The organism is Anaerovorax odorimutans, from assembly GCF_024459955.1.
GTDB classification, from domain to species: domain Bacteria; phylum Bacillota; class Clostridia; order Peptostreptococcales; family Anaerovoracaceae; genus Hominibacterium; species Hominibacterium odorimutans_A.
Genome location: NZ_JANFXK010000001.1, coordinates 112801 through 125647 on the forward strand (window position 1 = coordinate 112801; position 12847 = coordinate 125647).

Below are 12847 nucleotides of genomic sequence, written 5' to 3' on the forward strand. Positions count from 1 at the left end.
CTTCCTTTCTTACTTTACTTTTACACTCTTTGCTTTTGAAAAGGCGCCGTAGACTTTTTTACCGCCAACCTTTTTATACGCCCGTACTTTGTAATAATACTTCTTTTGGCGTTTTACTTTTTTGTCCGTATATCTGCGCGAAGCGGTTGTTTTGCATTTCTTGTATTTACCCTTTGCTGTGCGGGATCGGTACACCTGATATCCGCTTTTTCCGCTGACAGCCGACCATGTGACCACTGCTCGTTTTTTGCCGCGTTTTACTTTCACTGTGGGTACCGCCAGCCCCGGGCTTACCTTTACGGCACCGGAAAATACGCTGGCTGCCGTCCTGCCCTGCGTATCGCCGCAGGCCCGGACTTTATAGTAATAGGTCTTTCCCGGCGTCAGGCCCCGATCAGTAAAGGAGGCCGCTGCCGCATAGCCGATTTTTCCGTAAGAGCCTTCCGCGGAACCGGATCGATAAACCTGATAGCTTTCGGCTCCCTGCGATGGACTCCATATGATTTGCGCCGTATCGCAGGACTTTGCGGTTCCCTTGACCTCAGGCGCTTTGAGACTCACCACAAGGCTCTTTTCACTTTCCGCTTCACTGTCCTGATAATTCTTCATATCGGAGATGACAGCTTTTACTTTAAAGCTTCCCGCGGCCTGTGCCGTGAGGTCGGCATATTCGCCGCTTCCTCCCGACTGCCGCAGCCGCCACTGGGCCGCACGGCCGGAATGGTCTGTAAGCTGCCAGCTCACTTTTGCCTGCTCCTGCCCGGGAAATCCTTTCAGCGATGCGTTGATCGTCTGTCCGTAATAACATGATCCTGTGGACAGCTCTACTCCCACGCCGTCCAGACGGGCTTTTTCAATGGTATATGTCTGCCGGCTGTTTTGAGGGAGCTGATAGCATTCCGCTTTTGCGCCGGCCAGGTCCGCTGCCGCAGTGTAAGTTCCGGCATCGGTTTCTCTGCCGCCTTCAATGCTTGCCGCGTCCTCATCGCCTCGTACCAGATTATAGATATGGGCAGTGACATTTTTTGCGCGGCCGTCATAGACCAGGTCGCTGAAATTTTTCCATTTGAGCATCAGTTCTCTTTTTTTCGCAGAGCCCACCTTAACCGGTGTGCGGATAACATCATCTTCGTAGGCCCGCTCGGCCCAGACCCGATAATTCCCCACGCCGCTGACAGTCACTTTTCCACTGTCCGGGTCAACCGAGGCCGCGCCTTCTGCTTTGTAGACCGGTGCCGCGGAACTGATGCTGCCTCCCTGGGCCTGTACGAAAAAGGAGTCGCCATAGACCGTGTGGCCCTCAAAGCCTATGAGATCCATCTTCATGCGCGGATCCCGCAGAACGGTCAGCGTGCCTGCCTCCACTTCCACCTCATAATTGGCGTTGCCGCATGTTTTCATATGGATCGGATAATTCCCTTCCTCGCAGTCGTCCCTGTCTCCTTCTCCCGCGGACAAAATCAGCCGCAGATCTGCTTTCTTGTCGTCCAGTGCCAAACTGTCCAGCAAGGAAAAATCAAGAACCGTTTTTTCTCCGCAGGCTTTTATGATGTTTTCCGCTTTTGCCCTCACATGTTTGGGCAAAACCTCTACGGAAACCGTCTTTTCAACCGGTTTTTGGAATTGATCCTTCGGCTCAAAAATCAATTGATATTGGTAGGTCCCCACATCGCCCGGCACTGTTCCCATAGCGGAAAGGCCGTCCTTTTCAAACAGGAATTTTCCTTCTCCCCCGGCTCCGTCAAGAACCGCTTCGTTCAGCGGTCTTCCATAAGTAATCGATACACGGGAAGGAAATTGATAGTCTTTTGCAGGAGCTCTTTCAATATAATATTCCTTTATCGTCCCCTCCTGCGGAAGTTGGTAATTCCCGGCGTCTTTTCCTAAAAGGCCTGTGATTTCGGCACGAAAGGCAATGGGCTTTTGCGGATCCTTTTCATTCCAGCTGGGCCCCACAGCGTTCCCTCCCTTTATGACCGGCTCACAGACATCTCCTGTCAAAAGGTTGGTAAACCTTGCCGTCACCGGAATTGGGCGGCCTGTATAAACCAGATTCTCTGTGCTGCTCCATATGGCTGTAAGCAGCCGCTTTTCCACGCGAAGCAGAGCCTGGGAATTCTCAAACTCCACATCGTAATGGTCCGATTGTCCGGTACCGGTTATGGGATAGGTCCCCGCAGCCGGCCTTCCCTGGGTATTCTCCGTATTTAAACGGATTCCCAAATCACTGACAGTATCTCCCGCGGCCAGCTGAGATTCATCCAGCGAACAGGTCAGTTTTGGAATAGGGTCGCCGTAAACCATGTTTTTATCGTCAATGCGCACTCCAACCTTTTTCTTTTTAAAGGAAGTTATCCTCACCATCTTTGTCACGGGTTCCAGTCTTTTATCTGACGGAACAAAAGTAAGGGCAAAATTCCTTTTTTCATCAAAGTCTTTTTTTGTGGGCATGTAATTGCTGTCGCTGAATTGAAAGGAGCCGTTTTGGGAACTGCGATTCAATCTTGCGTCCTTTAAGCGATCTCCATAGGTAATCTCTATCTTATCGGGGAATTGGGCTTTTGTGGCAAAGCGGCTGTCCCTGTTATTGGCCTGGTAAATTCGTTGGGCCATGGGTCGGTCGGCAAAATTGAGCATAACGATCCCCAGTTTCGCGGAACCGATCAGGCTCTGCCTGTAAAGCCAGGGATTGACCTGCCTGGTTGACCCCAGTGGAAAAAGACCGCTGGCCGTACTGGTGTAGTTATATACATAGGCTTCCGCCGGGATGGGGTTGCTGTTATCCTCGCCCGTTGTCTGTTTCATCGTTCCTTCGATATAATTCAGTTTGTCAGATGCTCCGGCGTTATAAGCGTCCTGCACGTAGACGCTCTTGCCGCCTTCATCATATATTTTGATTGCCCGCTGCTGCGCCCCATAATCGTAGGAATCCCACTTGGACAGATTGGGACCGAACCAGGAGGTTTCGATGCCGTCGCTCTTCGGTGAATAGTCTCCCATCTCAAACCGACGGACGAATACGATTTTCCCTCGCGCCTGCCCCATTGAAGGAATCTGATCGGACTGCCATACATATCGTGGGTTGTTTTTCATGAAATTTCCCAATGCCCTCGCCAGATCTTCATCGGTTCCCGCATCCGGTTTGACAGTCATAATCAGCGTCTCGCTGGGATATGCCTCCAAAAATCGAATACTGTCATCCAGAATGTTTTTCAGAGTCAAGTCACTTCCGTCTTTGTTTTTACATTTCCAGGTCGCTCCTCCGTGAACCAGACCGACATCCGAAACGGTTTTGGCCCCGGCGCCTGCGCTGCCTCTGATATCAAAGGCGCGGATACCGGTGTTCAGCTGTTCGTCGAAGTAATACTTCTGGCAGGAAGTAACCGATATCTGGGGAGTGCCTCCCTGAACAATATTTGCCGTTCCTGTGTCGTGGGTCCCGGGTATGCTAAGTGAAGACAGTAAGGCTTCATCGGGGATCTCTTTCATCCATGGAGTCGCCTGCCCCAAATCATCGATCATATCCATGTCAAAGCATACTCCTCTTGACGACAGTACCAGTTCATCATTTGCGTCCAATCCTGCGTAAAGGCCGCAGCGAAGGTTCTGTATGCGGTAGCTTCCATCGCCTTCTTTTATCAGCCTCCACAGCTGACTGGTATTCTGATTTTTTGTCTTCGTCTGGCCCTCCCAAAGATGAATGGCTGTTCCCGCTCTCCCGTTTTCTCCCTTTACGTCCCAAACCTTTCCTGTGGTTTCTGCCGAAAAATTATTGGTGGCTTCTATGGTATATGCCTGAAAATCGGGATTCCAGTGCATTCTCATTTTGCAGCTTGTACCCAGTTGAAACAGGTTGAGCCGTGCGCCGTTGGAAAAAGAATCATCCTTGACGTTTACCGATTTCGGCATATCGCTGTCCTGTGTAAAAAACTCCGCTGTGGAGCCGCCTGCGATATGGCTGCCTTCTCCTCCGGAAGGATAGGTACAGGGGGTGAGCAGCCACGCCTTTCGGGCATCTTGTTCCACCTGCATGATTTTTTTATGTTCACCGGCCTGGTTATTCTCCACCCCGACCCAGTATCCGCTGGATTTTACCTGTATGTAGTATTTCTGGTTGCCGTATGCGTCCTGGCCCGCGCTGTAAAAGGCAAATCTCTGATTATCCTGACTCAGTCCCGTATGATACAAATGCAGCACCTTGCCAATATCCGAGGCCTTGTCCTCCACATCCAGATAATAGGATCCGTATTTAATTCCGTAATAACCGTCCCCTGCGTATTCAAACTGGAATTCGCAATTGCTTCCTTCCGTGTCATCCAGATGGGCAACGCTGCCAATTCCTGCCGGGCTGTTGATATTCCATCTCCAATACCAGTCCTCCTCCAGGGTAAGGAACATCTTCTGTCCTGTAGGGAGGGACATCTTTGTACCTTCGGGCGCCGCGTTTTTCTGCGTTTCCAGTTTTGAATCAGCGAAAGAAAAAACTGTTCCGGCTGCAACAAAAGCCATTATGATCAGTATGATAAATCCTTTTCGCATTTTGACCTCCCTCTCCAATGCCCTTTTGTCTACTGTAAAAGTGAGGGTGAAGCTATTTTCACCCTCACATTAGGCTCTGGGCCTATCTTACTTTACTTTTACGCTTTTCACTTTGGAATAGCTTCCATATACGGTCCTGCCGCTCACCTTCCGGTACGCGCGCACTTTGTAGTAATATTTCTTCTTGCTCTTAAGCTTTTTGTTGGTGTAGCTGGTCTTCTTCGTCGTGGCTACCTTCTTGTATTTGCCGCTCTTCTTCGTCGCCCGGTACACCTGATATTTGGTTTTTCCCGCCACCTTGGACCATTTCACCGTCGCTTTTTTCTTTCCGGCTTTCACCTTCACCGTCGGCGTTGCCAGCTTAGGCGTTCCCGCGGCAGCTCCCGTCAGGCCGCTGTACACGGTCTTTCCGTTGCTCACGTTGTACGCCCGTACTTTATAATAATACTTGGTGCCGGTGGCCAGTCCGGTATCGCTGAAGCTGCTTCCCGTCAGGCTCCGCAGTTTCTTGTAGCTTCCGTTCTGCGTGGCCCGGTATACTTCGTAGCCTGTGGCGTTGGACACTCTGTTCCAGCTGACATTCAGGCTGTTGTAGCTCTTTGCCGCCGCTTTCAGTCCCGTTGGGGCCGCCACGCTGACGCTGGGAGCCGGCGCCGGCGCCGGTTTTTCTTCGGCTTTCACCGTAATCGTGCCGCTGACCGCTTCGCTGTCTTCGTAATAACGCATGCCGCTCAGCACGGCCTTCACCGTATAGCTGCCGCTCTCCTTCGGTGTGATGACAACGGTCTTTTCGCTGCTGTCTTCGGAAATCACTGCGTTTGCTTCTTTACCGCTGCTGTTGATCAGTTTCCAGGCGATATCCGCGTCATTTGCTCCTTCCGGAAGATTTTCCAGCTGGGCAGTAATGGATTCCCCGACTTGGATGGAAGTTTTATTCAGATTGAGCGATAATCCGCCGATCTGTCCTGCGCTTACGATTTTAAAATCGGCTCTTCCGACAGCTTCTTTGTAATTTTTCGTGGCGTATGCCGTACCCTTTACCGTATAGTCTCCGGGTTCCGTGGGCTGGATACCGGTGAATTCACTGTCATCCGCATCTTTTTCTTTATACTGCCAAACGATTTGAGGGTCTTCTTTCAGCCCCTGCGCCTTTGGCTTAATATTCATATCCGGTCCAAAGGTTACATCATCACAGGTAACAGTGAAATTCTGTTCCGCCTGCTCTATTGTATAAGTTTTTACGGTTTCTCCGGAAAGCTTGTAACAGTTCGCTTTGCTTCCGGAAAGGCCCGTAATTTGGGCTTGATAGCTTCCCGCCTCTGTCTTGTTTCCATTTTCAATAACCGGATTTACCGGGTCATCCTTCTTAACATTATCTAAAGAAACGGTAACGTTTTTCTCGTTTCCATCGTAAACCAGATTTTCATATCCCTTCCATTGAGCGGATATCGTTATCGGCTGCGCAACAGCCGTTTTCGTATCGGACAGTGTTTCATGCCCGCCAAACTCTGTGCTGATGGTTTTTCTTACCGTCACATTGAACTCTCCGACGCCAAGGACCGTGACAGTGCCCTCCTTGTCGATCGTGGCCGCGCCGCCAGAAGAATTAATGCTGTATTCCACATCGCCGGGCTCGTCGTTTCCATCGTAGTCCACTTTAAAGGTTTCCCCGTAGGTAGGCGTTGCCCAGAAGTTGGTCAAATAAATTTGTCCCGGTGCTTTAGCCACATCGATGGCTATGTCGGAAAAACAATCGTTGAAATTTTCCATACCGGATACTGTAGCGCGCAATTTAAGCCTTCCTGCTTCCGTTGCCGTTATTTTTGTCGTCAGTGCATCCGGGTTCTCGATAACCGCAGAAGCTTCTGACCCCTCATTGATGTCCGTACCCGGAAGATCCGTCGCCAGGCTCCATTTAATCTTCTTCTCCTGAACGGAACCCTTTGCCACCACACAGCTCACTTCAAATTCCGTCCCCACGGGAACCGGTCGTGTAATGGTCTCTGCATTGTATTTAGCATACAGCTCAAGAGAGTTGTCGGCTTTGTTGATCGGAAATTCTTTGCTTACGGTTCCCACCAGCGATGTTCCGTTTTGAATACCTTTTCCTGTCAGAATGATCTTTCCTTTCGGGCAGTCGGCATTGGTTCCGTAGGATACGGATTTCACAAAGGATTTTAAGTCTCCTATGCTGGCCGGTTCCGTATCGCCTTTTCTGCCTGTGCGACTGTAGGATATGGTATAATCCGGTTTTTTCGGGGTCCCGTCATATGTATAGGAAGTCGGGTTCAGTACAATGCTACAGTCCTGAACATCATAGACTGCCTGTTTGGCAGTTGCTCCGGCGCTGTTCCATCCCTTGTAGCCCTGTGCTGTCGTCAGATTGTTGGAAATCACGTTCTGCAGTCTGGTGGAATACCACGCCGTGCTGCCGGCTCCTCCTGTCAGGATTTCTGTTTTTGGCGTTGTTGCCGTACCTGTCCTGTTTACGATACCTGCGTTCAGCACGCCGCCGTAACCGCCGTAACCGCGGTAACCGCTGTTATCATGCCAGGTTTTTGCTCCTTCAGCACCATTTGTCGTCTGTGAACAGAACTCCGAATCGCTGCAGAAAATTGAGTAGCCACCGGCTCCGCCGTTACCTGTCCTCTGTACATAGCCGCCCTGTTCGTCAGCATTGGCCGTATCGGATTTTCCGCCAGTTCCATTGCTTGCGACAGATTGTCCGATGCCGCCGGCTTTTCCATAATACTCATACTTTTTAGCCGCGCTGCCACCAGCTCCGCCGCCTCCTGCGGATGGCCAGCCTCCGCGGCCGCCGCCGCCACCACCGGCCCGTATGTTGCCGTTATATTCTCCGCCGCCTTCAGCACCACCGGCGCCTCCGGTTCCTGCGGCGCCTCCGCCGCCGATTCCTGCCGCGGCCATTCCTGCTCCGCCGCCGCCACCACCGGCGCCTCCGCCGGCTGCGCTGTCAGGAGCCGCACCGGTTCCATAATAGTAAAAGGCTTTACCGCCGCTGCCTCCGTTACCGCCTTTTCCGCTGACACCGCCATTGGCAGTCAGCTGAATGTTGGCCAGCAGATAAACGCTGCCACCGGCTTCCGCTGCTGTCGGAGCACCACCGGATCCGCCTGATGCTCCTTTGTAATCATCGGCATTGCCATTGTTGCCGTTGCCGCCGCTGCCGCCGGCTCCGCCTTTTCCGCCGTTGCCGCCGATCCCCGCTCCGGCGCCTCCGCCGCCGTCACCGCCGTTGCCGCCTTTTCCCGGATGCTGTCTGCCGGCGTTATCTCCGTTGTCCCCATTGACCCCGTTGCTTGCGTTGCCTCCGGTACAAGTCAGTTTCCCGCCTTTGTCGTTATTCTCTCCGCTGATAATCGTCAGTGCGGAAGTCTTCGGTACACGAACAGCCGCGGTTCCCGGCTCTCTGCCCGAAGCATCTTTCCCTTTGAGAGAAAGCGTGTATCCGTTCAAGTCGATTGTCGCGCTGGCCCCGGCCGCTACGGATACGGGCGACGAACCTGCGGTTTTTGCTTCGACTGTTTTGGAACTCATGATTCTCAGCGTATCACCATCATTCAGTTCGATGGGAAAGTCACTGGTATCATCCGCTTCTATGATTTTGCCTCCTGTGCTCGCTGCCGATGCTTTCTGCGCAAAAGGCATTGTCGGTGAAAATGCTACGGTAACCGCCAGTCCAACTGCCAGCCACCGTTTCAGCATATTTTTTTTCATATACGTCCTCCTCGTCTTCTTGTTGCTTTTGATTTGCTATAACTATTCTGATCAATTAAAACATGGAACGCTGCAAATATTTTCCGCCTCCTTTCAGGTTATTTCGGTGCGCTCCTGACATTGCGCCAGCTTCATCAGCTGATTTGCTGTTACTGCTTCCGAATAATAGAATCCCTGTATAATATCAATACGCAGCTCTTTGCACAGCTCCAATTGTCTCTTCTCCTCTACGCCTTCCTGGCAGAGCAGTATGCCTGCCTTTCTGCAATATTCCGCCAAAGGTTCAACGATTCTCTTATAATCACTGCGCCTGCTTTTCTGAATAAAATCTTTATCAATCTTTACGATGTCGCTGGGAACCTCCAAAATCATTTCCGGTGAGGTATACCCCTTGCCAAAATCATCAATGCTGACTGAAAACCCACATTCCTTTGCCTCAGTCGCAAAGCGAACCGTTGCATCGGCATCCGCATAACAATCTTCTGTAATTTCCAATACCAGATTTTCTTTAAGCAGGCCTTCACATTCCATGTGTTCTTCCAACCGGGGAATTAAATCCCGTTGGCGCATTTGGTTCGGGCTGATATTAATGCTTCCCTTGGCCGCCTGACCTAATGCGTCGATCCTCTTCAGCAAGTCAGTCGTTTCACGCAGGATCACAGATTCTGCGATCAGCGCGCATCCCCTGGCCTCTATGATCGGTATGATCGTCTCCGGCGGAATGGCGCCTGTCAGGGTGTTATAAAAACGAAGCAGGCTTTCAAATCCCCATAACGCACCGTCATCTCCCGAGTACAACGGCTGAAACATCGCATAGAAATCCTGGATGCCTGGTCCATATTTCCCATATTTCTGCGCATTCTCCAATCTTACAGAGTTTTCACTGCCTGTTTCCATATACGTTTCTCCTGTCTTTCACCATTTATTCACATATTGTTCACTAGCATTTCATAATGCTTAACTCCTCTTTATTTTTATTTTAGAATACTTTCCTGACTTCTTGAATAACCGTCTGCGACATAAACCTCCCCGTTTACGACAGATTCCCCTTTTGCTCGACATTTCCGCCCAATAAAAGACACCGGATTCCATTATCGGTGATATCGAAATCCGGTGTCCCAAAGTCTTTTAATTTTCAATTTCTGCTGATGGAGCATTGTTTTTCTTAAGTACAACGAGCAGTATGAATCTATATTGCTCCGTTCGAATATGTACCATTCCGCCGTATTTTTCAGCTATGGTCTGAATCGACGCTATTCCGATTCCTTTTTCTTTAAATCCCCGTTTCCTCGACAAATACCTGCCCTCGCTGCGCTTCATTACCCCATCAAAGGTATTTTCGAATCGTATGTGAATGCCCTGGCCTCTTACTCCTGCGCTGACCCTGACTTCTTTTTTTTCAGCTTTGGCCGCGGATTCAAAAGCATTTTCCAGTGCGTTCCCAAAGAGGACCGCCAAATCAAGATCCATATCTTTCATATCCCCCAAGTTCAGAGCTGTTTTGAAATCGATGCTCCTGGTTCTGGCGACTGTCATATACCAGCTGACGAGACTGTTAATGATCAGATTGCGGCACCAGCGTCCGCTGTCCGTATTTTCATATTCTGCCACGAATTTGTTAAACAGACTCAGAACGCGTTCCTGTTCGCCGGCCTGCAGGAGACCGGCCACGGAAAGTTTAAGATGCCGCAAATCATGCCGGAGCTTTCTTGCGGACTCGTCTTTTTCACACAGGATCTGATATTGTTGCTTTTGCATATACAAAAGCTTTTTTGATGTTTCCGCTTCTTTTTTGTAGGATTCGGATTTTATCGTTTTTATCATAAGATGGGTATATCCAATCTGGATCACAAAAACAGCCATATACAGCAGCTGATACATGACGATGCCCTTTATAAGATTAGCCCCGGATGTTCTCACGGCTATCTCCATGCACGCATTGACGCCGTACACCATGGATGCCAGCACAATGGCAAGCGGCAGCGTCATAAATAACCAAACCTTCGTCTGTGAAAAGCGCATCAGCCTTTTGGTGATAAACTTTCGCATCAGCACTGCAGCTCCGATATTAATCAGGCAAATTATTATAATCTCCGCTGTCACATATAGCTGGTCGAGGTGCTCGTTAATATGCAGATAGCAGTTAATCAGCACCACGCTCCCATTGACCATGGCCGCGATATTGAGAATCAGTGCCGTAGTAAAAAGATACATCGGCCAGCAGGAGTCTATGAAGATCTTGGCAATCAGGCACAGCAGAATACCAAGTATAAGGATGACCATATTGGTTCTTTCATAAGTTAAATGCAGCACCTGGGTCAAAACCAGACAGATAACTGTGGCGCCAATGGAAAAAATCATCAAAACCGCAACAAACCGTTGTGCAGAAAGCGCTTTGAGATCCCAATAAAAGATTACGAGCATAACACCATAGGGGAAAAAACTTCCAAAGATATCGAAGACAAGCATTGCATCTAAAATCATCTGCCCCCCCCCCCCCTGGAAAAAATTGTAATTTAATTGTTTGGAAAAATAGTTTTCTATTTCCTGGCATATCTTTTTTCCGTTTTTAATATTGATGGGGAGCCGCCCTCCGTCAAGCATATTGATATAATTGGCATTGGCGGTTTCCACATAATTGAGGTTTATGATCGCGCTTCTGTGGCAGCGCAGAAAGTTCGGCTCACCGCACAGGATTTGCTCCAAATCGGAAAGTGTTTTTCTGCACCGCAGCTTCCCCCTCGTCGTAACGATCACAGAGTCTCTTTTTTCTGTTTCTACATACATGATTTCATGATAAAAGACTTTTCGTTCCACTCTTTGATAGGCAATTTTAAGGTATCTCAAATTCTCCCCGGCTTTATCGACCGCCCTTTTCATATAGGGAACAAATTCCCGGTATCCGTAAGGCTTGACCAGATATCCGGCTGCTTTTACCTGATAACCTTCAATGGCGTATTCCCTGCTGATTGTCGAAAAAATGATTTCGCCGGCAAAGCCCTCCTCCCTCAGAATTTTTGCCGTCTGCATGCCGTTTTCCTTTTTCATGTAAATGTCGATAATAATTATGTGGTTTCCTTTAAGTTCCCGGAATGCGTCCAACAGCTCCTGCCCTGATCCGTATTCCTGAATATCGATTTCGATATTATTCTCAGCCGCGAACCTCATAACAAGCTTCCTGAGAGCAGAACGGTCTTTTTCACTATCGTCACAAATTGCTACATACACATTTTTGCCTCCTTTACACATATTGCCACTTATTATAAAGTTATTTTTTCAGTTTGCAACTACCCGAAAATGTAGGTTTGTTATTTTTACCACAAATAAACTTTAAAATCAGAAAATTCCGAATACCTGTTGCCCTGCGGGCCGGAATATAGTATTATATAGTCAACCATATTGATTATACATACTATTTACTTTTGGAAGGAGCGATTTATGGATAAGCGTCAGCTGCGGGATTCCTTTTTAGGCTCCCTGCAAAAAATGTACGATATGGAGCTGGTGGCTCCGTTGATGGAGTTCTGTCAGGGGGAGATGCGGGTGCTGCTCTACCTGGATGCTCATGAGAAGGAGGATATCTATCCCTCGGCCCTCAGCGAGGCTCTTTTCGTTACCCGGCAGCGGATCACCACCATCCTCTCCGCTCTTCGGAAAAAGGGCTACATCACGATGGAAACCGCAGAAAAGGACCGCAGAAGAATGCGGATCATTCTCAGCGCCGCCGGACGCAGGTATGTAATCGAAAAGCGCCGGTTCGTAGAAAATTATTTTGACATGCTGCTGGAGGCTCTTGGCGAGGAAAACATGCGGGAGTTCCAGCGTTTGGTACAGTTAACGGCAGAAAAGATGGAGGGTATCGCAAAATGAGTTATGTCACATTCCAAGACGTCTGCAAATACTATCACATGGGCAGTCAGACCATCGCTGCCGCAGATCACGTCACCTTTACCATTAAGCAGGGAGAATTCTGCGTGGTCGTGGGTCCCAGTGGAGCCGGAAAGACCACTGTGCTCAACATTCTGGGAGGTATGGATTCCTGCGATGAAGGCACGGTTCTCCTTGACGGACGCAAGGTCAGCGGAATGAATGAAAAAGAGCTGACCTCCTACCGTCGCCATGACGTGGGATTCGTCTTCCAGTTCTATAATCTGGTTCAGAATCTGACGGCCCTGGAAAATGTGGAGCTGGCCTCCGAAATCTGCAAGGAACCCCTTCCTCCTGAGCAGGTATTGGATTCCGTAGGTCTTTCCGCCCGCATGGACAATTTCCCTGCTCAGCTATCCGGCGGTGAGCAGCAGCGGGTGGCCATTGCCCGTGCGCTGGCCAAAAATCCCAAGATTCTTTTATGCGACGAGCCCACCGGGGCTCTGGACTACAGTACAGGAAAAACAATCCTCAGACTGCTGCAGGACTGCTGCAGGAATATGAATAAAACAGTCATCGTAGTCACCCATAACCAGGCGCTGACACCGATGGCCGACCGGGTGATCCATATTCACAACGGCAGTGTAGCCAGTATTGAAGAGAACCAAACCCCTATCCCCGTAGAACAAATCGAATGGTGAGC

Annotated in this window: 6 protein-coding genes; 2 read left to right on the forward strand and 4 right to left on the reverse strand. The window is 49.7% G+C overall.

Annotated features, from left to right (window positions below; genetic code table 11):
- Positions 1–9 precede the first annotated feature (9 nt).
- From NE619_RS00525 to NE619_RS00540, 4 genes are all read right to left on the reverse strand, one after another.
- Positions 10–4539 (reverse strand): MBG domain-containing protein, encoded by a 4530-nt coding sequence (locus tag NE619_RS00525; RefSeq protein ID WP_256130415.1) that lies wholly within the window; start codon positions 4537–4539, stop codon positions 10–12.
- Positions 4540–4626: 87 nt separating this feature from the next.
- Positions 4627–8277 carry a fibronectin type III domain-containing protein gene (locus tag NE619_RS18835; protein ID WP_305146539.1) on the reverse strand — a complete coding sequence of 1217 codons (3651 nt, stop codon included), beginning with the start codon at positions 8275–8277 and terminating at the stop codon, positions 4627–4629.
- Between the two features lie 93 nt (positions 8278–8370).
- Positions 8371–9174 (reverse strand): EAL domain-containing protein, encoded by an 804-nt coding sequence (locus NE619_RS00535; RefSeq protein ID WP_256130416.1) that lies wholly within the window; start codon positions 9172–9174, stop codon positions 8371–8373.
- Positions 9175–9405: 231 nt separating this feature from the next.
- The gene (locus NE619_RS00540; RefSeq protein ID WP_256130417.1) at positions 9406–11505 is read right to left on the reverse strand and encodes a GHKL domain-containing protein; all 2100 of its coding nucleotides are present in this window, start codon (positions 11503–11505) and stop codon (positions 9406–9408) included.
- A gap of 210 nt (positions 11506–11715) precedes the next feature.
- Here NE619_RS00540 and NE619_RS00545 point away from each other — a divergent pair, with 210 nt between their 5' ends.
- Positions 11716–12147 (forward strand): MarR family winged helix-turn-helix transcriptional regulator, encoded by a 432-nt coding sequence (locus NE619_RS00545; RefSeq protein ID WP_256130418.1) that lies wholly within the window; start codon positions 11716–11718, stop codon positions 12145–12147.
- Positions 12144–12845: an ABC transporter ATP-binding protein gene (locus NE619_RS00550; RefSeq protein ID WP_256130419.1), complete on the forward strand. Its 702-nt coding sequence runs from the start codon at positions 12144–12146 to the stop codon at positions 12843–12845. Before NE619_RS00545 ends, NE619_RS00550 begins: the two co-directional genes overlap by 4 nt.
- The last annotated feature ends 2 nt before the right edge of the window (positions 12846–12847 follow it).